The organism is Streptomyces sp. NPDC017448, assembly GCF_044330565.1.
Lineage (GTDB): Bacteria > Actinomycetota > Actinomycetes > Streptomycetales > Streptomycetaceae > Streptomyces.
Map to the genome: position 1 here is coordinate 18,086 of NZ_JBIRLM010000008.1, position 22,031 is coordinate 40,116.

19 protein-coding genes are annotated in these 22,031 nt (G+C 69.8%); 13 read left to right on the top strand and 6 right to left on the bottom strand.

The annotated features are described in order from the left end of the window. Positions 1-16 precede the first annotated feature (16 nt). Positions 17-802, bottom strand: coding sequence for a 3-oxoacyl-ACP reductase FabG (gene fabG / locus ACH4K1_RS15435; RefSeq protein WP_398089754.1), 786 nt, complete (start codon positions 800-802; stop codon positions 17-19). A 176-nt stretch (positions 803-978) separates the two neighbouring features. On the opposite strand from fabG, the gene rfbB reads away from it, so the two are divergent. From rfbB to ACH4K1_RS15480, 9 genes are all read left to right on the top strand, one after another. Beyond that, entirely contained in the window at positions 979-1,950 is a 972-nt protein-coding gene (gene rfbB / locus ACH4K1_RS15440; protein WP_398089756.1) for a dTDP-glucose 4,6-dehydratase, read from the top strand. Positions 1,951-2,085: 135 nt separating this feature from the next. Continuing rightward, complete coding sequence (locus ACH4K1_RS15445; RefSeq protein WP_398089758.1) at positions 2,086-2,850, top strand: thioesterase II family protein; 765 nt, start codon at positions 2,086-2,088, stop codon at positions 2,848-2,850. Then, positions 2,847-4,115 carry a beta-ketoacyl-[acyl-carrier-protein] synthase family protein gene (locus ACH4K1_RS15450; protein WP_398089760.1) on the top strand — a complete coding sequence of 423 codons (1,269 nt, stop codon included), beginning with the start codon at positions 2,847-2,849 and terminating at the stop codon, positions 4,113-4,115. The genes ACH4K1_RS15445 and ACH4K1_RS15450 overlap by 4 nt, the downstream gene beginning before the upstream one ends. Then, the gene (locus ACH4K1_RS15455) at positions 4,112-5,380 is read left to right on the top strand and encodes a ketosynthase chain-length factor (RefSeq protein ID WP_398089761.1); all 1,269 of its coding nucleotides are present in this window, start codon (positions 4,112-4,114) and stop codon (positions 5,378-5,380) included. Before ACH4K1_RS15450 ends, ACH4K1_RS15455 begins: the two co-directional genes overlap by 4 nt. A 135-nt stretch (positions 5,381-5,515) precedes the next feature. Continuing rightward, entirely contained in the window at positions 5,516-5,773 is a 258-nt protein-coding gene (locus ACH4K1_RS15460; RefSeq protein WP_398089763.1) for an acyl carrier protein, read from the top strand. A gap of 108 nt (positions 5,774-5,881) precedes the next feature. Next, complete coding sequence (locus ACH4K1_RS15465; RefSeq protein ID WP_398089765.1) at positions 5,882-6,382, top strand: flavin reductase family protein; 501 nt, start codon at positions 5,882-5,884, stop codon at positions 6,380-6,382. Continuing rightward, positions 6,382-8,109, top strand: coding sequence for an acyl-CoA dehydrogenase (locus tag ACH4K1_RS15470; protein ID WP_398089767.1), 1,728 nt, complete (start codon positions 6,382-6,384; stop codon positions 8,107-8,109). The genes ACH4K1_RS15465 and ACH4K1_RS15470 overlap by 1 nt, the downstream gene beginning before the upstream one ends. A 2-nt stretch (positions 8,110-8,111) precedes the next feature. Further along, positions 8,112-8,993: a 4'-phosphopantetheinyl transferase family protein gene (locus tag ACH4K1_RS15475; protein ID WP_398089768.1), complete on the top strand. Its 882-nt coding sequence runs from the start codon at positions 8,112-8,114 to the stop codon at positions 8,991-8,993. Beyond that, the gene (locus ACH4K1_RS15480; protein WP_398089770.1) at positions 8,990-9,904 is read left to right on the top strand and encodes an MBL fold metallo-hydrolase; all 915 of its coding nucleotides are present in this window, start codon (positions 8,990-8,992) and stop codon (positions 9,902-9,904) included. Before ACH4K1_RS15475 ends, ACH4K1_RS15480 begins: the two co-directional genes overlap by 4 nt. A gap of 756 nt (positions 9,905-10,660) precedes the next feature. On the opposite strand, the gene ACH4K1_RS15485 is transcribed toward ACH4K1_RS15480, so the two are convergent. The 5 genes from ACH4K1_RS15485 to ACH4K1_RS15505 all read right to left on the bottom strand — a co-directional run bounded on the left by ACH4K1_RS15485 (position 10,661) and on the right by ACH4K1_RS15505 (position 16,953). Next, positions 10,661-11,572, bottom strand: coding sequence for a carbohydrate ABC transporter permease (locus ACH4K1_RS15485; protein WP_398089772.1), 912 nt, complete (start codon positions 11,570-11,572; stop codon positions 10,661-10,663). A gap of 2 nt (positions 11,573-11,574) precedes the next feature. Beyond that, entirely contained in the window at positions 11,575-12,468 is an 894-nt protein-coding gene (locus tag ACH4K1_RS15490) for a carbohydrate ABC transporter permease (protein ID WP_398089774.1), read from the bottom strand. A 93-nt stretch (positions 12,469-12,561) separates the two neighbouring features. Then, entirely contained in the window at positions 12,562-13,884 is a 1,323-nt protein-coding gene (locus tag ACH4K1_RS15495; protein WP_398089776.1) for an extracellular solute-binding protein, read from the bottom strand. 71 nt (positions 13,885-13,955) lie between these two features. Then, positions 13,956-15,689 (bottom strand): alpha-glucosidase, encoded by a 1,734-nt coding sequence (locus ACH4K1_RS15500; protein WP_398089778.1) that lies wholly within the window; start codon positions 15,687-15,689, stop codon positions 13,956-13,958. A gap of 82 nt (positions 15,690-15,771) precedes the next feature. Continuing rightward, complete coding sequence (locus tag ACH4K1_RS15505) at positions 15,772-16,953, bottom strand: ROK family protein (RefSeq protein WP_398089780.1); 1,182 nt, start codon at positions 16,951-16,953, stop codon at positions 15,772-15,774. A 743-nt stretch (positions 16,954-17,696) separates the two neighbouring features. On the opposite strand from ACH4K1_RS15505, the gene ACH4K1_RS15510 reads away from it, so the two are divergent. The 4 genes from ACH4K1_RS15510 to ACH4K1_RS15525 all read left to right on the top strand — a co-directional run bounded on the left by ACH4K1_RS15510 (position 17,697) and on the right by ACH4K1_RS15525 (position 22,016). Beyond that, the gene (locus tag ACH4K1_RS15510; protein ID WP_398089782.1) at positions 17,697-20,072 is read left to right on the top strand and encodes a family 49 glycosyl hydrolase; all 2,376 of its coding nucleotides are present in this window, start codon (positions 17,697-17,699) and stop codon (positions 20,070-20,072) included. A 97-nt stretch (positions 20,073-20,169) separates the two neighbouring features. Next, a complete protein-coding gene (locus tag ACH4K1_RS15515) occupies positions 20,170-20,610 on the top strand; it encodes a DoxX family protein (protein ID WP_398089784.1) in 441 nt (146 codons plus the stop codon). Between the two features lie 79 nt (positions 20,611-20,689). Next, positions 20,690-21,343, top strand: coding sequence for a lytic polysaccharide monooxygenase (locus tag ACH4K1_RS15520; protein ID WP_398089785.1), 654 nt, complete (start codon positions 20,690-20,692; stop codon positions 21,341-21,343). Between the two features lie 148 nt (positions 21,344-21,491). Further along, entirely contained in the window at positions 21,492-22,016 is a 525-nt protein-coding gene (locus ACH4K1_RS15525; protein WP_398089787.1) for a DoxX family membrane protein, read from the top strand. The last annotated feature ends 15 nt before the right edge of the window (positions 22,017-22,031 follow it).

A 22,031-nucleotide genomic window follows, 5' to 3' on the forward strand; every position in this document is an offset into this window, starting at 1 on the left:
CATGTCTCCTTCGTGCTCAGAAGTTGCCGAGACCGCCGCAGACGTTGAGTGCCTGCGAGGTGATGGAGGCCGCCGTGTCCGTGGCCAGGTAGCCGACCAGACCGGCCACCTCCTCGGGAGTGGAGTAACGGCCGAGCGGGATCTTGGCCTGGAACTTCTCCAGGATCTGCTCCTCGGAGGCGTCGTACGCGGCCGCGTAGCCCTGCCGTACCCGCTGGGCCATGGGCGTCTCCACATACCCCGGGCACACGGCGTTCACGGTGATGCCGGTGGGAGCCAGCTCGTTGCCGAGCGCCTTGGTGAAGCCGACCACGCCGTGCTTGGAGGCCGAGTACGGGGCGCCGAGCACCACGCCCTGCTTCCCCGCGGTGGAGGCGATGTTGATGATCCGGCCGCTCCCGCGCGCCTCCATCCCGCCCGTGGTGAGGACCTCCCGGGTCACGCGGAAGACGCTGTTGAGATTGGTGTCGATGACGTCGGACCACAACTCGTCCGTGATGCCCGAGGTGGGTCCGCCGCCACTGCGGCCGGCGTTGTTCACCAGCACGTCCACCGGGCCGAAGCGGTCCACCGCCCCGCGCACCAGCCGCTCGACGTCACCGGCGTCCCGCACGTCGCAGGCGGCCCCGTCCACGTCCAGTCCCTCGTCGCGCAGTTCCTTGACCGTCGCGGCCACGTTGTCCTCGCTGCGGGCGCAGATGAACACCTGATGTCCCTGGCCGGCCAGCAACCGGGTCACCGCGAGACCGATCCCGCTCGTCGCACCGGTGACGAGGGCGACCCGCTGGGCCTGATCCGGCATGAGCTCTCCTAGAGAAGTCGGGTTGCGTCGCCCACCGACGTTCACAGGCCGGACTCATGCCTGACTGGAGTGCCACTCGAAGCGGTCTCGTGGCGACCCGACCCCGATCCGGCCTCGAAGCGCCATCGAGGGGACTCGCGGAATCTGCTGCCGATGCGAAGCCCTGGGAGGCCTCAATGTCCAACATCCTCGTCACAGGCGGAGCCGGCTTCATCGGCTCGCACTACGTCCGGACGCTGCTGTCAGGCGGCTACGCCGGCTACGAGGACGCCCGCGTCACCGTGCTGGACAAGCTCAGTTACGCCGGCAACCCCGCCAACCTGCCGTTGGAGGACCCGCGCCTGACGTTCGTACGCGGGGACATCGGCAATCAGGAACTCCTGCTCCATCTCCTGCCCGGCCACGACGCGATCGTCCACTTCGCCGCCGAATCCCATGTGGACCGGTCCGTGGACGGCGCGGCGGCGTTCGTGCGCGCCAACGTGCTGGGCACCCAGAACCTGCTGGACGCCGCGGTGCGCACCGGGACCGGGCCGGTCGTCCACGTCTCCACCGACGAGGTCTACGGTTCCATCGACTCCGGCAGCTGGACCGAGAGCGCGCCGCTGCTGGCCAACTCCCCCTACTCCGCCTCCAAAGCGGGCAGCGACCTCCTGGCCCGGGCGTACCACCGCACGCACGGCCTGGACGTCCGCGTCACCCGCTGCTCGAACAACTACGGCACCCACCAGCACGTGGAGAAGCTGATCCCCAACTTCGTGACGCGGCTGCTGCGCGGGCTGCAGGTGCCGCTCTACGGCGACGGCGGCAACATCCGCGAATGGCTGCACGTCGACGACCACTGCCGGGCCCTCCATCTGGTGCTCACCGGCGGGCGCCCCGGAGCCGTGTACAACATCGGCGGCGCCACGCCGCTGACGAACCGCCAGATGACCGAGCGGCTGCTGGAGCTCTGCGCCGCGGACTGGAGCGCGGTCCGGTTCGTGGCCGACCGCAAGGGGCACGACCTGCGGTACGCCGTCGACGACACCAGGATCAGGACCGAACTCGGCTACGCCCCCCGCATCCCCCTGGACGAGGGCCTGGCCCAGGTCGTCGGCTGGTACCGGGACCACCCCGACTGGTGGAAGCCGCTGGTCGAGGCATGACCTGCCGCCTCCTGCCGGTCCGGACACCCCACGAGCCGGTTCCATCCCCGCTTCGAGCCGGTCTCCAGGTGCGTCCTCGACTCTCGAACCGCGTACCACCCCCTCATGGACCGGCCGACGTGAAGAGGAGTACCCATGTCTGATCGGGGGCCGATAAAGCTGTACTGCTTCCCCCACGCGGGAGCCGGCGTCTCGTCCTTCGGCCGCTGGCCCTCGGCGATCGGCTCCGCGGCCTCGTCCACCCCGGTGCTGCTGCCGGGCCGGGACGGCAGACGCCGCGAGAAGCGCATCGTCGACCGCAGAGTGCTGCTCGCCGACCTGCTCCGCAGGTACGGCAGGCCGACCGAGGAGCCGTACGGGATCTACGGCCACAGCCTCGGCGGGCTGATCGCCTACACCGTCGCCCGCGCGGCGCACCGGGCGGGGCTGCCCCGCCCCGCCTTCGTCGCGGTCGGAGCGTGCCCGCCGCCCGACGTCGGCGCGCGGCTCACCGACGCCTGCGAGCTGCCCGACGACGAACTGCTGGACGTACTCGCCGGGTTCGGCGCCCTGCCGCCGGACGCGCCTCGGGGAGGCGTGTGGCAGCGGGTCGCGCTGGACGTCATCCGGGACGACCTGAGACTCGCCCGGGCGCTGCGCGCGGACGCGGACGGACCGCTCGATGTGCCGCTGCTCGTGCTCTCCGGCCGCGACGACCCGCTTGCCGGGCCCGACGTCATGGCCGGCTGGCGCGACTGGGGCACCCGGACCGTCGTCGAGCGCACGCTTCCCGGCGACCACTTCTTCGTACGCGGAAGGGAACTGCCCCGGCTGCTGGGGCGGGCCTGCCGCGTCGCACAGCGCACCCAGCCACTGGCGCATCAGGTCAACAGGAGGACAGACGTGGAGGACCGCCGATGAAACGCCGAGTCGTCATCACCGGCATCGGGGTCGTCGCCCCCGGTGGAGTGGGCACCAAAGAGTTCTGGTCACAGCTGACCGCCGGCCGGACAGCGACGCGGGGCATCACTCTGTTCGACGCCTCGCCCTTCCGCTCGCGCATCGCCGCCGAGGCCGACTTCGACCCGCTCCAGCACGGCTTCACGGCCGAGGAGGCCGAACGGCTGGACCGTGCCGCCCAGTTCGCGATCGTCAGCGCGGCCGAGGCCCTTGAGGACAGCGGGCTGACCGGCACGCTCGACCCGCTGCGCACGGGAGTCACCCTGGGCAGCGCGGTGGGCTGCACCATGGGACTGGACCGTGAGTACAACACCGTGAGCGAGGGCGGCCGCGCCTGGCAGGTCGACCACGAACTGGCCGTGCCCCATCTGTTCGACTACTTCGTGCCCAGCTCGATGGCGGCCGAGGTGGCCTGGCGGACCGGCGCGCAGGGCCCCGTCTCCCTGATCTCCACCGGATGCACGTCGGGGCTCGACTCGATCGGCCACGCGGTGGAGCTCATCCGCGAGGGAAGCGCCGATGTCATGATCGCCGGCGCCACCGAGGCCCCGATCTCCCCGATCACCGTCGCCTGCTTCGACGCCATCAAGGCGACCTCGCCGCGCAACGACGAACCCGAGACCGCCTCGCGCCCCTTCGACGCGACCCGCAACGGATTCGTCCTGGGCGAGGGCTCGGCCGTCTTCACCTTGGAGGAACTCTCGCACGCGCGCCGCCGGGGCGCGCACGTCTACGCCGAGATCTCCGGCTTCGCCACCCGCTGCAACGCCTACCACATGACCGGCCTGAAACCGGACGGCAAGGAGATGGCCGAAGCCATCCGGGTCGCCCTGGACGAGGCACGCCTCGACGCCACCGCCGTCGACTACATCAACGCCCACGGTTCCGGTACGAAGCAGAACGACCGGCACGAGACCGCCGCGTTCAAGCGCAGCCTCGGCAGCCATGCCTACGACGTACCGGTCAGCTCCATCAAATCGATGATCGGGCACTCGCTCGGCGCCATCGGATCCCTGGAAGTGGCGGCCAGCGCGCTGGCCATCGAGCACAACACCGTGCCGCCCACCGCCAATCTGCACACGCCCGACCCGGCCTGCGACCTCGACTACACCCCCCTGACCGCGCGCGAGCAGCGCACGGACACCGTGCTCAGCGTCGGCAGCGGCTTCGGCGGCTTCCAGAGCGCCATGATCCTGACCGGCCCGCGCCCGGGAGAGACCGCATGACCACCCAGACCCAGACCCACCGATGGCACGGCTCCGGCGTCGCACCCGCCCCCGAGCCGCCCGTCGTCACCGGCATCGGCACCGCGGCGCCCAACGGCCTCGGCACCGGGGCGTGGTGGCAGGCCGTCCTGTGCGGCGAGACCGGCATCCGCCCGATCACCCGCTTCGAACCCGGGCAGTACCCCGCCAGGCTCGCGGGGGAGGTGCCGGGATTCGACCCGGCCGCGCACATCCCCAGCAGGCTGATGCCGCAGACCGACCACATGACCCGGCTGGCGCTGACCGCCGCCGAGGAGGCCCTCGCCGACGCGGGGCTGGACACCTCCGAGCTCCCCGACTACGCGGCCGGGGCCGTCACCGCCAGTTCCGCCGGCGGCTTCGAGTTCGGCCAGCGCGAGCTGCAGGCGCTGTGGAGCAAGGGCGGCCGGCACGTCAGCGCCTACCAGTCCTTCGCCTGGTTCTACGCGGTCAACACCGGACAGATCTCCATTCGGCACGGCCTGCGCGGACCCAGCGGCGTACTGGTCACCGAACAGGCCGGCGGTCTCGACGCGGTCGCGCAGGCCCGCCGGCAGCTCCGCAAGGGCACCCGGCTGCTGGTCACCGGCGGGGTCGACTCCTCACTCTGCCCCTGGGGGTGGGCGGCCCACCTGGCGGGCGGCGAACTGAGCACCCGGGACAGACCGAACCAGGCCTACCTGCCGTTCTCCGCCGACGCCTGCGGCCATGTCGCGGGCGAGGGCGGCGCGCTCCTCGTCCTGGAGGACGCGGCCCATGCCCGCGAGCGCGGGGCCCGGATCTACGGCACGGTCGACGGATACGCGGCGACCTTCGACCCGCCCCCCGGCGCCGGTGGCGCACCGCGGCTGCGCGCCGCCGCCGAACTGGCCCTGCGCGACGCCGGGCTGACCGCCGCGGACGTGGACGTGGTGTTCGCGGACGCGGCGGGCCGGCGCGAGGCCGACCGGCAGGAGGCCGAGGCGATCAGCGGCGTCTTCGGGGAGTACGGCGTACCCGTCACCGCGCCCAAGACCATGACCGGACGGCTCGGCGCCGGCGCCGCTTCCCTGGACCTGGCCGCGGCCTTCCTGGCCCTGCGCGACCAGCTGATCCCGCCGACCGTCAACGTCGGGGAGGTGGCCCCCGACTGCCCCCTCGACCTCGTCACCGGCACGGGGCGCCCGGCTCGGCTGCGTACGGCGCTCGTCCTGGCACGCGGCCGGGGCGGCTTCAACGCCGCCATGGTCGTCCGGTCCACGGACTGACCGCGCCAGGAGCACCGCAGAACACCGCGAACCCGGCCCGAACCGGTCCCGACCCCAACCGGCCCCGACCCGGACCGGCCCGACCCGACCGATCCGATCCCGACCTGATCCGACGAAGACCTTGAGAGGGCAACGATGACTGCTTTCACGATCACCCAGCTGACCGGTCTGCTGCGCGAGGCCGCGGGCGAGGACGACACGGTCGACCTCGACGGCGATGTGCTCGACACCGCCTTCGCGGACCTCGGCTACGACTCGCTCGCCCTGCTCCAGACCACCGGATGCATCGAGCGCGACCACGGGGTGACCATCGACGAGGACGCGGTCGCGGAGGCCGAGACGCCCCGCCAGTACCTCGCCCTCGTCAACGAGGCGCTCTCGGTGAAGAACTGACCCGGCACCCCACCGCCCGAGGCTCCGAGCCGTCCTCGTGGTCCGCGTGCTCCACGCGGTGCCACGGGGCGGCGGGGCCGCCTCAGCATCGCCCCGCCAGGAGGACCGTTGCCCATCGTCGACCCCTCGGAATTCGTCCGCGCCATGGGACGGGTGCCCACCCCGGTGACCGTGGTCACCACCGTGGACGCTGCCGGCAGGCGGTGGGGATTCACCGCCGGCACCTTCAACTCGCTCTCGCTCGACCCGCCGCTGATACTCGTCTGCCCGGCCAGGTCGGCATCCTGCCACGGGGCCTTCGTCTCCGCGGACCGGTTTCTCGTCAACGTGCTCTCCGCCGACCAGGCGGCGATCGCCGCCGACTTCGCCCGGTCCGGCCACGACAAGTTCGCCGGCGGCGTGATGACACCCTGCGAATTCGGCCTGCCCGGCCTCACCACCGCCACCGCCCGGATCGCGTGCACGCTCCACGCGGTGCTCGACGGCGGCGACCACAGCATCCTGGTCGGCCGGGTCGAGTCCGTCGCGACGGGAGACCGGGAGCCGCTCGTCCACTACAACCGTCGCTTCACCCGGCCGGCGGACCCGGCTCTCACCCCGGCCCGCTGATGACCACGCCCCCACCCGCCGCCGAGGACCGGATCGCGGCGCTGGAGAGTCTGCTCGCGGACCCCGCGGAACGGCTCAACCCCCTCGGCGACGAAGCCGTGCTCGCGGCGGACCGGCGCGGCGAACTCCCCCCGGGGGCCGAGTCGTCGCTCAGGACCTTCGGTCTCGACGCCGAGTTCGTGCCGGTCCCCCTGGGCGGTCGGCTGACCGGCATCGCCGCCGTCGCCGGAATGCTGCGTGCGATCAGCCGCAGAGATCTGGCGCTGGCCCGCGGATACGGCTCCGCCAGCCTGGTTGCGGCACAGTTCGTCTGGGCCTACGGCACCCCCGAGCAGCAACGCGGCACCGCCCGCCTCCTGCTGGCCGGAGGCCGGCTCGCCACCGGCGCCTACAGCGGCCACGGCCTGGCGGTCGTGGCTCGCGCCGGCACCGCGTGCTGGCGGCTCGAAGGGTCGCTGCCCGCCCTGGCCAACGCCCCGAGAGCGGCGGGGTTCGTCACGGCGGCGCGTCACCCGGCGGACGGCGGCGAGTCGGTCCTGCTGATCCACCGGGAGGATCTGCCCCCCGGCACGGTCCGGGCCTGTTCCCCCGACGAGGCTCCCGCCCTCCGCCGGATCCCCTCCGGCGCCCTGGACTTCCGTGGCTGGCCGGTGCCCGAACGGTCTTTCGTCGGCCGACCGGGCCAGGGCCTCCCCCTGACCGTGCGAGTGCTGCAGACCACGCGCACGCTGGGCCCCTGGATGGCGCTGGGCTGCGCCGACACCGCCCTGCGCGCCGTACTGCGCGCCGCCCTCGGGGGCGGGGCCCGCCGCATCACCTCCCGCTCCACCCGGCAGGCCGTCGTCGCCCAGTTCGCCGACCTGCTGGCGGCGGACTGCCTCCTCCTCGTCGCGACCCGCTCCCTGTATCTGCGGCCCGCCCTGTCGAGCATCTGGACGGCGGCGGCCCGCTTCCTCGCCCCGCGCCTCCTCCAGGAGAGCACGGGAGACCTCCGTGCCGTACTGGGCGTCCATCTCCTGCGGAAGGACGGCGGTTACGGGACCTTCCACAAGCATCTGCGCGACCTCGCCGAACTGCCGCCGGGATCCGCCGTGGACACGCGTGCGCTGTCCACCCTCCTGCCGCACCTGGCGACCCTTGCCCGGCGGTCGTGGACCGCGGCGGACACGGGAGACATCGACGAACTGTTCCTGCGCGACGGGCCGCTGCCCCCGCTGGACCCCGGCCGCCTGGACGGCGCGATCGGTGCGGACCCGCTGACCAGCATGCTGGCCGACGCGGCTGACCGGGCCGATGCGGACAGCGGGCCGGTACCGGCCGCACTCCGCCACCGGCTGCGCGAACTTGGCCTTCGGCTGGCCGAGTTGGCCGAGCAGTGCCGACGGCTGCCGGAACACGATCCCGCCGCCGTGGCCAACGCCCGCGGCTATGCCCACGCGGAGCGCTACACGCTGCTCGTGGCGGCCGCCGCCTGCCTCGGCGTATGGCGGTCGGCGCGACGGCGGCCGGACGCCGGTTTCCTCGCCGACCCCCGCTGGCTGACGGTCGCCCTGGGCAGGATCTCGCTGCGGCTGGGCCGCCCCGGCACGGCTCCGGCGCCCGGCCACGAGCAGGAGGCGCAGGAGGCGCTGTTCGCCGAGGCGGTGCTCCGCTGCCGGGAGAACCGCAGCCTGGACCTGTACGAAACGGTGCTGGGCTCCCCGGCGCCCGGTCCCCGGAGGGGCTGACCGTGTCCCCGTCGCGCCCGGGGCCGCCCGGCCCGGCCCCCACCCGCGTCGCCGGCCCGTCGGGGCCCTGGACCGCGGTGCGCGACGCGTTCCGGGACAGGGGGTACGTGCTCGTCCACGCCCAGGTGGAGGACTGGCGTCCCGCCGCCGGGGGGGCCCGGGGCGTGCAGCGGCTGCTGGGGCACGAAGCCGGGCGGCTGGAGACGATCGCGGCAGCCGGGGTGCGCGACCGCTTCACCGTCTCCCGGCTGCTGGTCAAGTACGCGGCAGGGGCGCTGCTCGACGCCGAACCGGTCGATCTGGAGCTGGCCCGCCACCCCAACGGCCGCCCGTACCTCAGGGGTTTCGGCCGCTTCGAGATCACCTTGAGCCATACCGGCCGCACGGTGGCGGTGGGGCTGAGCGGACTCGGCCCCATCGGGGTGGACGTCGAACAACCCGGTCGTCCGGCCTACGCCGCCGGCCTGGCGGAGAACGTCTGCACCCCCGGCGAACGTGCCGCCCTCGATCGGCTTCCTGCCCGGGACCGCAACGCGGCGCTGATCCGGCTGTGGACCCTCAAGGAGGCTTACAGCAAGGCCCTCGGTCTCGGCGCCCGGCTCCCGTTCCGGTCCTTCGGGTTCACCGCCCCGGACGGCGGCAGTGTCGCCCCGCGGCTGCTGAGGGCGGACGGCCGGCCCTCCGGCACCGAGGGCTGGCGGTTCGAGACGCACGCGCTGGAGGGCGGCTGCACGCTCAGTGCCGCCATCGGTCCTTCGGTCTTCGCGCCCACCGGGATCCGGCGCGCGGCGGACATGGTCGACCAGCGGCTCATGAGAGCAGCCGTGGGCGGATCGTCGCGGCCGCGGGCCGACCGTACCGAGACAACGAGGAGAGAGACATGACCGGTTCCCCGTCCGCAACGCGGCTCCAGGAGATCGCCGAGGACGTCTACGCGTACGTTCAGCCGGACGGCGGCTGGTGCCTCAACAACGCCGGCCTCATCACCGCGGGGGGCAGCCCCGCGCTCATCGACACGGCGGCGACCGAGGCCCGCGCCTTGGAGCTGCGGAAGGCGGTCGGCGACGTCGCCCCGCGCGCTCCTCGCTATGTCGTCAACACGCACCCGCACGGCGACCACACCTTCGGCAACCGCTTCTTCGCGGACGAGGCGGTGATCATCGCCCACGAGGCGACCCGCGCCGAGATGGAGCTGGCCGGACTGCATCTGACCGGCCTGTGGCCCGGCGTCTGCTGGGGCGATCTCTCGGTGGAGCTGCCCACCCTCACCTTCCGCGAACCCATCACCCTCCACCTCGGCGACGTCCGGGCGGAGTTGATGCACCTGGGCACCGCCCACACCACCAACGACACCGTGGTCTGGCTGCCGGACCAGCGCGTTCTGTTCACCGGCGATGTGGTGATGTCGGGAGCCACACCGTTCTGCCTGACCGGTTCCGTCTCGGGGTCGATCTCCGTCGTCGAGCGGCTGCGGGGCCTGTCCCCGGAGATCGTGGTGCCGGGCCACGGCCCGGTCGGCGGCCCCGAACTCCTCGACACCACCGAGTCCTACCTGCGCCACGTCCAGCGCCTGGCCGCCGACGGCATCGCCGAGGGGCTCACCCCGCTCGGGACCGCACGCGAGGCGGGCCCGACCCCGTTCGACCACCTCCTCGACAGCGAACGGCTGGTACCCAACCTGCACCGCGCCTTCGCCGAGGCCGCCGGCGCGGCACCGGGCCACCCCCTGGACATCGGCGAACTGTTCTCCGAGATGGTCGACTTCCACGGCGGCCTGCCCCACTGCGCGGCCTGACCCCGCGCGGCGGCCGGGCGCCGGCTCGTACGGGGTACGGGGCCCGTCCTCGTACGCGTACACCGTCAGAACGCCGCCGCCTCGCGGATCAGCGGGCAGGTCGTGCGGTGCCCGCCGCCCCGGCCCCGCGCCGGCCCCGGCCCCGGGACCTCCGCGTGGTTGCCGCCAACGCCATGGAGGACGCAGATTTCACCCACGGTGCGACCGGGTTCCGGCGCCGTCACCTCCCTGCGCCACGGCAGTGGACCCACGGTGACCCATCCCACGGCGCCGGGACCGGAAAGGTCCAGGTCGCAGCCGCGCAGGAAGCGCCCTCGACACGTGAAGACCCGCGTCCGCCCCACCACCGTGAGGCGAACACCTGACGCAGTATGACCCCGGAAAACACGTTTCCCCAGGTCAGAACGGTTCTGCCAGGGGACGCTCGGTGGGGCGGGTGGGACTCGAACCCAAAACGGTGACGCGTCTCATCTGCGGAAACACCACAGAGGCGGACATTCGTATCCTGCTGGAACCCGCTGCATCCGGCTCGATCCCCGTCAACGGCACTGCCGTGCGGTACGTACCGCACGGCTATAGGAGGCCCCGGTGCTGCACGTAGAGGTGATCAACGCGGGTGAACCGCACAACGCCCCGGCAGCTCATGCGGGTGCCGAGGCTGTCCAGCGCGTACACGCCCTGAGCGAGGATGACCCCGGATCCGGCGGCGGGGCGGTGCGTGCCGGATCCGGGGTGGCTTTGGGTGTTGCGGGTGGGCTATTTGACCGCTCCGGCGGTCATGCCACGGGTGAGGGAGCGTTGGAAGATGAGGAAGAAGATGACCATGGGGACGATGCCGAGGAGGGCTGCGGCGCTCATGGCGGTGGGGTCGCTGGTGTATTGGCCCTGCATCACGGACAGGCCGAGGGGGACGGTCTGGTTGTCGTTGGAGATGAGCAGGACGAGGGGGTAGAGGAACTCGTTCCAGCTCCAGACGAAGAAGAAGACGCACATCACCGACAGGGTGGGCCAGCTCATGGGCAGGACGATGCGCCACAGGATGGTCCAGCGGCCGGCTCCGTCCATGGAGGCGGCTTCGATCAGTTCACGGGGGAAGCCGGCGAAGACGGAGGAGAGGAGGTAGGTGCCGAAGGCGCTGTAGGTGATGCCGACGAGGATGGTGTACCCGAGTTTCCCGTCGTAGAGGCCCATCTCCTTGAAGAGGTAGTAGATGGGGTAGACGAGGCCCTCCTGCGGGAGGACGTTGACGCCGAGGAAGAAGATGAGGAAGGGGGTGCGCCAGCGGATGCGGCCGATGCCGATGGCGTAGGCGTTGAAGAGGGCGAGCAGGACGGCGATGAGGACGACGCCGAGGCTGATCTGGATGCTGTTGAAGAGTTTCTGGGTGAAGCCGACGCGTTCCCAGACTTCGGCGATGATGCTCCAGTTCCACTGGGCGGGTAGGGAGAGCGATCCGTTGGTGCGGAAGTCCGCGCTGGTTTTGAACGAGTTGAGCAGGATGACGATGAAGGGTGCGAGGAACGCGAGGACGAATACGGCGACGGCGGCCAGGACGGCGTAGGAGCCGGGGGTGCGGCGCTTGCCGGTGGCTTTGGCCTTGCCCGCTCTGACCTTGACCGGCTTGCGCCGGTGGCCGGGGGGTGCCGTAAGAGTGGTGTGCGTGGTCATGGTCATCCGTCCTCGCGGGCCTGGCGGGTGAGCATCGTTCCGGCGATGATCAGCACGAGCAGGGTGATCGTGCTGGAGATGGCGGAGCCGTATCCGACGTCGGCGCGCTCGAAGAAGTTCTGGTAGGCGAAGTACGCGGGGACGAGGGTCGAGTTGCCGGGTCCGCCGCCGGTGAGGACGAAGATCTGGGCGAAGACCTTCAGGCCGGCGATGGTGGTGGTGACGAGTACGACGTAGACCTCGGGCCGCAGGACGGGCACGGTGATGCGGGTGAAGCGCTGCCACCAGGTGGCTCCGTCGAGGGAGGCGGCTTCGTACAGTTCGGGGTCGATGCGCTGGAGTCCGGAGAGGAACAGGACGAGGGGGTAGCCGAGCTGCATCCAGACGAGGACGGCGAGGACCATCCACAGGGCGAGGTCGGGGTCTCCGAGCCAGTTCTGGGCCAGGGAGGTGAGGCCGATCTTTTCGAGGACGCTGTTGACGGCGCCTTCGGGGGCGAGGATCCAGCCCCACATCAGCCCGGTGACGGCGACCGGGATGACCTGGGGCAGGTAGAGGCCGGAGCGGAAGAGGCTGACGAACCCGTCTCCGTGCTTCTTGCCGATGTAGTCGAAGAGCAGGGCGGCGAGGAACAGCCCGAGCAGGGTGGGGACGACGGCGATGCCGATAATGACGAAGGCGATGTTGCGGAACGAGGCCCAGAAGTCGGCGTCGCTGAAGAGGCGGGTGTAGTTGTCGAAGCCGATCCAGGTGGGTTCTCCGACGCCCTGCCACTGGGTGAGGCTGTAGTAGAAGGTCATCACCAGCGGGACGACGAGGAAGAGCAGGCTCAGCAGCAGGCCGGGGGCCAGGAAGACGGCGTACCCCGTGGGCCGCGGGCGACGTGTGGTTTTCACTGTTGCTCCAAGAGGGGCGGGACGGCGGACCGGTGCGGGCGGGCCGCCGTCCCCGGGAAGAAGGGCTAACGCGCGGGTTCGGGCGGGTCAGCCTCAGCGCCGCGAGGCGGTGTACTTCTCGTAGGGGGCCTTGAGCTCGTCGAGGACGGCGTGGGGCCTGCCACCGTTCATGAGGTTCTGGGTTGCGCCCATCCAGGTGTCGTAGTAGCCGGGTGCCGGCCAGTCGGGGTAGAAGGCGAGCCCGTTGCCGTCCTGGTAGGTGTTGAAGGCGGTGATGAGCTCGCGGGACTTGGGGTTCTCGATGGAGTCCGGCTTCGCGGCGAGCGGGACGTTGCCCTCTTCGCCGAGGATCTTTTGGATCTTGTCCGACATGGTGATGTCGATGAAGTCCTCGGCGAGTTCCTTGTTCTTCGCCTTGGTGGGCACGACCCAGTGGTTGCCGCCGGAGCCGAGGGTCTTCTTGCTGCCGGGGTAGGGAGCGGTGGACCAGGAGAAGCCGGTGATGTCCGTGGTCAGGCCGCCGAACCACCAGTTGCCGCCGACCATGATCGGACGCTTCTGGGAGACGAACTGTTCGGTCATGTCGCTGCCCTTGAGGCCGACGTCCTTCTTCTCGAAGTAGCCCTTGTCGAGCCAGTCCTTGTAGGTCTCGACCGCGTAGGTCCACTCCGGGCCGTGGAAGTCGACCTTGCCCTTGTAGAGCTGGTAGTTGTCGACCCATGCGTCATTCGCCTCGGCCAGGGCCAGGAGGTAGAGCCAGTGGCCGGCGGGGTGGTCGTTGCCGGCGTTGGCGAGCGGGGTGATCCCCGCGGCCTTGAAGTCGGCCAGGGCCGCCTCGAAGCTCTGGAGGTCGGTGGGCTTGGTGATGTTGTGCTTCTTGAAGAGGTCGTCGTTGTAGTACCCCAGGACGAACTCGCCGTAGTTGGGGACGCCGTACCACTTGTCGCCGCCCATTTCGCCGTTGGCGTCGTATCGGGCGGTGACGGAGGCGCTCTCGCTGATCTTCTTGTCCCAGCCGCGCTCCTTCGCGGTGGCGGTCAGATCGGTGAGCAACCCCTGCTTGGCGAGCAGGCCGGTAGTGGCGTTGCCCTTGTTGTACTCCATGACGTCGGGCGCCTTGTCGGAGTTGAGGATCATGCCCGCGTTCTGCTGGATCTGCTCGAACGTCTTGCGTTCGAAGACGACCTTCACGTCGGGGTGGGTCTTCTTGAACTCGGCTATGGCCGCGTCCCAGGCATTGCTGAGGGCGCCATCCTCCTGCTCGTAGTGCCACAGGCGCAGTGTCTTGCCGTCTCCCTCTGCCGTGTCGGAGCCGCCGCCGCACGCGGCGAGCGGTGCGACGAGTGCCAGGGCGGACATCGCGAGCAGGGCTCGGCGTGTGGTGTGTCGTGTGGCACGGAAGCGCATGGTCGTCATGAGGATTCCTTGGGTGTGCGCGGATCGGGGCGGTGCGGGGGGAGACGGTGCCGGAGGGGCCGTGGGGGCGGTCAGGCGTTGCGGCGGTGGACGCGGGCTTCCCAGGGCAGCAGGGTGTGCGAGGCGCTGAGGTGGGTGGTGGCGGGAACGTTGGCGATCAGCGTCTCGCTGTGTTCCCAGCCGTCGGGCAGGTCGACAGTGAGGTCGCCCGGTCCGAAGTTCGCGAGGACGAGCAGTTCGGTGCCGGAGGCCGCGTCATGACGGGTGAAGGCGTAGAGCTGTTCGTGGTCGGGATGGAGCATGTGGAAGTCGCCGTGGGTGAGGGCGGGCTCGGTGTGCCGCAGGGCGATCAGGCGGCGGTAGTAGTGGAAGACGGAGTCGGGGTCGGCGAGCTGGGCCTTGGCGTTGGTATGGGTGTGGTCGGGGTTCACCGCGATCCACGGGGTTCCGGCGGTGAAGCCGGCGTGCTGGGAGGTGTCCCACTGCATGGGGGTGCGGGCGTTGTCCCGGCTGCGGTGACGGAGCCCGGCCAGGACCTGTTCCTCGTCGACACCGTGGGCGGTCTGCTCGCGGTGGTAGTTGAGGGATTCGATGTCGCGGAAGTCATCGATGGAGGTGAAGCGGGTGTTGGCCATGGCCAGCTCTTCGCCCTGGTACACGTAAGGCGTGCCGCGGTGCAGGTGGAGCACGGTGGCGAGAAGTTTCGCGGAGCGGTCGCGGTGGGCGGGGCTGTCGTCGCCGAAGCGGGAGACGGCACGGGGCTGGTCGTGGTTGTTCCAGTACAGACTGTTCCAGCCGGTCTCGCCGAGGCCGGTCTGCCAGCGGCCGAGGCTGGCTTTGAGGTCGGTCAGCTTGAGCGGGCGGACATCGAACTTCCCGCCGGGGCCCTGGTCGAGGCCGACGTGCTCGAACTGGAACACCATGTCGAGCTCGCGGCGGGAGGGGTCGGTGAAGAGCTTGGCGTCCTCGACGGTGACCCCGGGCATTTCGCCGACGGTGAGCAGGCGGCGCGGGTGGCCTTCGAAGACCTCGCGGTGCATCTCCGCCAGGTACTCGTGGATGCGGGGGCCGCAGATGTAGTGGGGGCTGCCGTCCCCGTGGAGGGCGCCCTCGTGGACGATGCCGTCGGGAAGGCCGGGGGTCTTGGAGATGAGGTTGATGACGTCCATGCGGAAGCCGTCGACGCCCCGGTCAAGCCACCAGCGCATCATGGCGTAGACCGCCTGGCGCAGGTCGGGGTTCTCCCAGTTGAGGTCGGGCTGCTTGCGGGAGAACAGGTGCAGGTAGTACTCGCCGCTCTTCTCGTCGTAGGTCCAGGTGGGTCCGGAGAAGAAGGAGCCCCAGTTGTTGGGTTCCGCGCCCGGTGTGCCCGGTTCCATGCCTTCGCGGGCGGGGCGCCAGATGTACCAGTCCCGTTTGTTGCCCTGGGGGCCTTCGTCGCGGGAGGCGGTGAACCAGGGGTGCTCGTCGGAGGTGTGGTTGACCACCAGGTCCATGACGAGCTTCATGCCGCGCTCGTGGACGGCGGCCAGGAGCCGGTCGAAGTCGGCGAGGGTTCCGAAGAGCGGGTCGATGTCCTGGTAGTCGCTGATGTCGTACCCGTTGTCGTCGTGCGGGGACGGATAGACAGGGGACAGCCACAGGACGTCGACGCCGAGCTGGGCCAGGTAGTCCAGCCGTTCGATGATGCCTTGCAGGTCGCCGATGCCGTCCGCGTTCGAGTCGGCGAAGCTGCGGGGGTAGATCTGGTAGACCACCGCTTCGCTCCACCAGGCGTCGGCGGGATTGGCTTCGATTTCGGGCACGTCAAACCTCATCGTGTCTGCATGATTACTTTTAGTTACTATTCTGGATGCGGGTTGCCGCAGCACCGACGGGCGCTGTGGGTCAGGAAATGGCCGCGCCCACGGTGTCGCGGATGACGAGGCAGGCGGCGCCCCGGGCCCAGAGGTCGTGGCGGGCGGGGTCGACGTGGATGTCGCAGTCGGTGGCCGCCGTGGAGAACGCCTGGGCTTCCATCGCCTCGTTCATGTGCGGGCCGAACAGGTCGTAGGCGACGGCGCCTTCGCCGGCGATGATGACTTTCTGCAGGTTGAGCAGGTTGCACATGCCGGCCACGCCTCTGCCGAGGGCGGTGCCGGCTTCAGCGAAGGCGGAACGGGCCACGGTGCGGGCCGCCCCGGCTTCGCCTCGCGCGAGGTCGATGGCTTCGGTGATCGTGCCGCAGGGGAACCCGCCGTCTGCGAGGTGGCGCAGGATGGCGCGGTCGCCCGCCAGGGCCTCCAGGCACCCTCGCCGGCCGCAGCTGCACATGGGGCCGGAGGGGTCCAGGGGCAGGTGGCCGAGTTCGCCCGCCAGTCCGGTGGCGCCGGAGAACAGGGCGCCGTCCAGGAGCAGGCCGCAGCCGATGCCGGGGCCGACGGTGACCACGGCGAAGGAGTCGAGGTCGCGGCCTTCACCGAACCAGCGTTCGGCGACGACCAGGGTGTTGACGTCGTTGTTGACGACCACCGACAGCCCGGTCGCCTCCCGCAGGGGCCCGGCCACGTCCACCTTGTTCCAGTCGAGCAGGGCGGAGTAGCGGCAGATCCCGGCTGCCGAGTCGACGTGGCCGCTGACACCGACGCCGAGGCCGAGCACCCTGTCCGCCGCTTGGGGCGCCTCTTCGAGGAGCCTGCCGGTCAGGGAGGCCGCGGCGGAAAGGGCGGTCCGGGGGGTGCAGTCGGCCAGGGGCTCCTCGTCCCGGGCCAGGACGTTGGCCGCCATGTCGGTGACGACGCCAAAGACCCGTCCGGGACCGATCTTCATGCCGACGACGACGTGCTTGTCGGGATTGACGTGCAGCATCTTCTGCGGCCTGCCCCGTCCCTGCGCAACCGGGTCGCTCTCGCGCAGGTAGTCGTGCTCGAGCAGCGGCGGCAGCATGCGGGTGACGGAGGAGGGCACCAGACCCAGGCGCTGGGCGAGCTGAGTGCGCGAGATGGGTCCTGCGGTGAGCACGGTCGCGAAGATCTCCGCCCGGGTCTGCTCACTGACAAGCTCCGAGAACCGGATCTTGGACGGGCTCATCACGCGGTGCCTCCAGGTAGTGGTCTGTCAGGGCCGTTGCATCGGGTTCAGCGCCATCGAACCCGATGCGGGCGGCGAGGGCTTCCCTTATGCGCGGGGCCGGAGCTGCCAAGCGTTGCAGAGATCGTCATCGCGCCTCCTGCGGCTGGGACGCCGTCGACCTGCACGCGTCGGCGTCGCTGCTCATGACGGGAGTGTGTCCCGCAGCCTTTAAGTGCGTCAAGGAAGAAAACATCGCGTTACGCAACCGTGATAGCGCACTCCTGCCGAACACATGTGGTCGACTTGCGCCTTTTGCGCTTCTTGTTAGACACGCGCCGGTCCCGCAGTTCGAAGAATCGTGTTCATTTCATTGACACAGGGAAGAAATGACGGGAAGTTAACCGGCAACCGGGGCGGAGCCAGGGCCTGTTGGGCCACAGGCCGCCGTCACACCTGCGGCCCCCTCACCCTTCGGGGCGGGCAGGACCGGTTCGTTCCGCTCGCAGGACCGGTGTCCTGTGCTCCTGGCCCTGCGAATGATCCCCGCGTGACTCCCTCAGCCGGCTCCCCCGAAGAGAGATGCACCGCCGGACACGACGAGTGCCGCACTCCGCACCCCGGTCAAGCCCCCGGAAACGGGCGACCGCATGCACCTATGACTCCGCCACACAGCTGTCCCAGCTGTCCTAGCGGTGTCCGTGCCCGCCCCCGGGCGGGCGCCCTGGGGCCGTGCCCCGATTCACCAAGGAGAGGACATCACCATGCCCGCAGGAAGACTGCGACGGCTCAACCCGCTGGCCGCCATCGCCGCCGGCCTGGCCCTGGCGCTCGCCGGAGCCGTCGTACCCGCCAGCACCCTGGCCTCAGCCGCCCCCGCTCCGGCAGGACAGCTCGTCCCCGCAGCCGCCGTGCTCGCGGCACCGGCAGCGGGAGCGGCGGGCGACACCGCCAACAACGAGCAGCTGCAGACCTGGTGGCACGACAACCACGAGTTCAACACCAGCAGCCCGGTGGGCGGCGACAAGATTCGACGGTCCTCCTTCTACGACGTGAAGGTCGCCACGGCAGCGGCGCCGACCACGAAGTACGACTCGTTCGCCTACATGAGCATCCCCCGCAGCGGCAAGGGGAAGATCGGCTACACCAAGGAGGACGGCGCGGAGTTCTCCGCCTCGGCGAACCTCACCATGAGCTGGTCCTCCTTCCAGTACACGGCCGACACCTGGGTCGACGTGTCGCTGCGCACCGACCAGAGCATCTCCTCGGCCGACCAGGTCAAGCTCAAGCCGAGCAGCCTGAACTTCGACAAGGAGCTCGTCAACAGCAAGACCATCCGGATCAAGGTGCCCTACAGCAACAAGGGCTACCGGTTCTCGGTCGAGTTCGACCCGCAGCTCTACACGGCCTACAACGACATGTCCGGGCCGGCCAACGACGCCGGCAAGCTGACCACCAGCGGCGGCGGCAACAACCGGGCCATCCACACCGAACCACGCAACTCGATGATGATCTTCGCCGAGCCGACGCCGACCGGCGCGGAGAAGGACCGGCTGATCCCCACCGCCGCGTCGGGAAGCATCCACTACCCCGAGCCCGGCCAGGTCACCAACCTGAACACCATCGACAAGGAAATCATCTACTTCCGCCCCGGCACCTACACCATGGGCTCGAAGTACCACGCGGTGCTCCCGCCGAACGTCAAGTGGGTCTACCTCGCCCCCGGCGCCTACGTGAAGGGAGCCTTCCGCTTCTTCCACGACAACCAGAGCCTGTACAAGGTCACCGGGTACGGGGTGCTCTCCGGTGAGCAGTACGTCTACGAGGCGGACACCAAGAACAACTACGACCACCTCAACGGGGCGTCGAACTGCCACGACTCCTGCGTGAAGATGCTCCAGTTCCAGTCCGCCGACGCCCAGCAGTACCTCGACCTGCAGGGCGTGACCATCAACGAACCGCCCTACCACTCGTTCGTCGTCTACGGCAACGAGCAGACCTTCCGGATGCGCGTCGACAACTACAAGCAGGTCGGCTCCTGGTACTGGCAGACCGACGGCATCGAGCTCTACCGCGGCAGCACCATGAAGAACACGTTCTTCAACGCCAACGACGACGTGCTGAAGATGTACCACAGTGACGTCAGCATCGATAACACCGTCATCTGGAAGAACGAGAACGGCCCCGTCATCCAGTGGGGCTGGACCCCCCGCAACATCGACAACGTCCGGGTGACCAACACCCATGTCATCCACAACCGGATGTACTGGAAGGACGTCAAGTACAACACCTGCATCCTCAACTCCTCCTCCCACTGGGAGGACATGGGGTCCACCACCAAGGGCGACCCCAACACCTGGGTCAAGAACATGACCTTCGAGAACATCACCGTCGAAGGCCAGACCAACTGCGCGATCCGTGTCTTCGCCCTCTCCAGCACCGAGAACATCCACGTCAAGAACCTCAAGATCGACAGCTGGAACGGCCTCGACCCGAGTAGCCAGGTCAGCCTGCTCAAGCGCCACTCCAACGCCGCCGGCCAGAAGGTCGCCCTGGGGAACGAGACGACCCAGAGCAAGGGCCTCAAGCTCGAGAACTACACCGTCGGCGGCACCGTCATCAACAAGTCCGGCACCAACTGGGGCGCGGAACAACCCGGCCGCATCGGCTTCGACGCCGAGAACTGGGACAACTGGAACGCCTGGGGCCCCGGCGGCGGCAATCCCGACCCGGGTCCCGACCCTGACCCGGGTACGGGTTCCGGTCAGATCGTCAACGGCGGCAACGCCAAGTGCGTCGACCGCGCCGGAGCCGGCACGGCCAACGGCACCGCGATCCAGCAGTGGTCCTGCGCGAACACCGCCTCGATGACCTGGACGCTGGACGGCCAGCAGCTCAAGTCCGGCGGCAAGTGCCTGGACGTCGACGGCGGCGCCACCGCCAACGGCACCAAGGCACACCTGTGGGACTGCGGCGGCTGGGACAGCCAGAAGTGGGCCTTCCAGGCCAACGGCACGCTGAAGCACCTCACGTCCGGCCGCTGCCTCGACGTCGAGGGCCAGAGCACGGCCGACGGAGCCCGCCTCCACCTGTGGGACTGCAGCACCTGGGCCAGCCAGAAGTTCAACCTCACCGCCTAGCCACACCGGTCGCCGGTGGCCGCCACCGCAGCGGCCACCGGCCACCGGACCCAGCAGCACCGCCCTCCCCCGCCACCCCCAGAAAGGCATGCTCCCCATGCCATCAGCAAGGTTCGAACAGCCCGTCCTGAGCCTCTTTCGCATCGTGACCGGCCTGCTCTTCGCCTGCCACGGAGCCGCCACTCTCTTCGACGTCCTGGGCGGCCCGCACGGCGAGGTGCCCAGCGCCGGGCAGTGGCCCAGCTGGTGGGCTGCCGTAATCCAGCTGGCCGGCGGAGCGCTCGTGCTGATCGGGCTCGGCACCCGCCCGGCAGCTCTGCTGTGCTCCGGGTCCATGGCCTATGCCTACTTCGTCCACCACCAGGGCGACGGACTGTTCCCGCTACAGAACGGCGGGGAGAGCGCCGCGCTGTTCTGCTGGGCCTTCCTGCTCATCGCCGCCCTCGGTCCCGGCCAGTGGTCCCTGACCACTCTGCTGAACCGGCCCGCGCGCCGACGAGAGGAGGTGAGCACGAGCACCCACCCGAGCAACGCCTGAACGCACCCCAGGCTGTCATGTGCACCTAAATCACTGGCCGGAATCGGCCTGTGATCTCCACACACACGGAGGAAGCACCATGCACCGCATACCCGCAACGCTGTCGCGCGTCGTCGCGCTGAGCTCCGCCGTACTGGCCACCGCCCTCCTCGGCGTCATCCAGGCGCCGGCGGCCTCCGCACACGGCACCGTCATCACTCCCGAGACCCGCAACTACGGCTGCCTGCAGCGCTGGGGCTACACCGAGCCCAGCGAGTCCCAGGACCCCATGTGCTACCGGACCTACCACGAGAACGCGAACGCCATCGGCGCGTGGAAGGCCGTCTACGCCAACAACACCGGCGACAACTACAAGCAGGTCATCGCCAACGGTGAGATCTGCAGCGCCGGCGGCCAGGGCGAGACGAACTACCGGCCCCTCGACCGCCCGGGCCCGTGGAAGATGACCAACATCGGCTCCGACTTCACCGTCGACATCTACGACGAGGCCCGACACGGCGCGGACTGGCTCGAGGTCTACGTCACCAAGCAGGGCTTCAACCCGGAGTACCAGCTGATCGGGTGGGACGACCTCGAACTGGTGAAGAAGACCGGCAGGTACCCCTACCAGCCGCACTACGTCACGGACGTCAGCACCTCCGGCTACAGCGGACGCCACGTTGTGGTGACCGTCTGGAAGGCATCGCACATGGACCAGAAGTACTTCCTGTGCAGCGACGTCAACTTCAGCTGACAGCCAGCTGACCGGGGCCCCGGGGAAGGCACTGCCTCCCCCGGGGCCCTTCCCCTTCCGAACCCACAGGGCCCGGATCGGCGAACGACCGCCCTCGTCAGGTGCCCAGCAGTCTGTACCCGTGATCGTCTCCAGCGGAGGATCGACGATGACCAGCACTTCCCACCGCCGCCACCCCGCCGAAATCCCTGCCCCCACCGACCGGGCACCCGCCCCGCGGCCGAGCCCGCAGCAGTCCCTGCGAAGCCGTCTCGCACCCCGCGCACACCGCTACAAGCGGATCAGCCCCACCGTTCTGCGCGTCTGCATCGGCCTGATCTTCTGCTGGTTCGGCGTTCTGAAGTTCTTCCCCGGAGCGAGCGCGGCCGAGGGCTTCGCCATCAGGGCCATGACCGAGATGACCCTGGGGCTCATGCCCGCCCCGGTCTGCCTGCTCCTGCTCGCGGTCCTGGAGACGGGCATCGGACTCGCGCTCCTGACCGGCTTCCTGCTCCGCGGGGCCCTGGCAGTGCTCTTCCTTCACATGGCCGGAGTCTTCCTCTCCCTGCTCGTGCTGCCGGACGCCGCCTGGCACGCCGCGGCTGTTCCCACCCTCGAAGGCCAGTACGTCATCAAGAACATCGTCCTGGTCGCCGCCTGCCTCCACATCGCCGCCGACGAACTCACCCCCTGACCGGCCCGACTTACT

Bases quoted from the DNA above. Each gene is read 5' to 3' on its own strand.
- ACH4K1_RS15470 (WP_398089767.1), top strand. From the start codon at position 6,382: ATGACCACGCCCCCACCCGCCGCCGAGGACCGGATCGCGGCGCTGGAG.
- ACH4K1_RS15505 (WP_398089780.1), bottom strand. From the start codon at position 16,953: ATGAGCCCGTCCAAGATCCGGTTCTCGGAGCTTGTCAGTGAGCAGACC.
- ACH4K1_RS15480 (WP_398089770.1), top strand. From the start codon at position 8,990: ATGACCGGTTCCCCGTCCGCAACGCGGCTCCAGGAGATCGCCGAGGAC.
- ACH4K1_RS15445 (WP_398089758.1), top strand. From the start codon at position 2,086: ATGTCTGATCGGGGGCCGATAAAGCTGTACTGCTTCCCCCACGCGGGA.
- ACH4K1_RS15495 (WP_398089776.1), bottom strand. From the start codon at position 13,884: ATGACGACCATGCGCTTCCGTGCCACACGACACACCACACGCCGAGCC.
- ACH4K1_RS15460 (WP_398089763.1), top strand. From the start codon at position 5,516: ATGACTGCTTTCACGATCACCCAGCTGACCGGTCTGCTGCGCGAGGCC.
- ACH4K1_RS15455 (WP_398089761.1), top strand. From the start codon at position 4,112: ATGACCACCCAGACCCAGACCCACCGATGGCACGGCTCCGGCGTCGCA.
- ACH4K1_RS15515 (WP_398089784.1), top strand. From the start codon at position 20,170: ATGCCATCAGCAAGGTTCGAACAGCCCGTCCTGAGCCTCTTTCGCATC.
- fabG (WP_398089754.1), bottom strand. From the start codon at position 802: ATGCCGGATCAGGCCCAGCGGGTCGCCCTCGTCACCGGTGCGACGAGC.
- ACH4K1_RS15525 (WP_398089787.1), top strand. From the start codon at position 21,492: ATGACCAGCACTTCCCACCGCCGCCACCCCGCCGAAATCCCTGCCCCC.
- rfbB (WP_398089756.1), top strand. From the start codon at position 979: ATGTCCAACATCCTCGTCACAGGCGGAGCCGGCTTCATCGGCTCGCAC.
- ACH4K1_RS15520 (WP_398089785.1), top strand. From the start codon at position 20,690: ATGCACCGCATACCCGCAACGCTGTCGCGCGTCGTCGCGCTGAGCTCC.
- ACH4K1_RS15510 (WP_398089782.1), top strand. From the start codon at position 17,697: ATGCCCGCAGGAAGACTGCGACGGCTCAACCCGCTGGCCGCCATCGCC.
- ACH4K1_RS15485 (WP_398089772.1), bottom strand. From the start codon at position 11,572: ATGACCACGCACACCACTCTTACGGCACCCCCCGGCCACCGGCGCAAG.
- ACH4K1_RS15450 (WP_398089760.1), top strand. From the start codon at position 2,847: ATGAAACGCCGAGTCGTCATCACCGGCATCGGGGTCGTCGCCCCCGGT.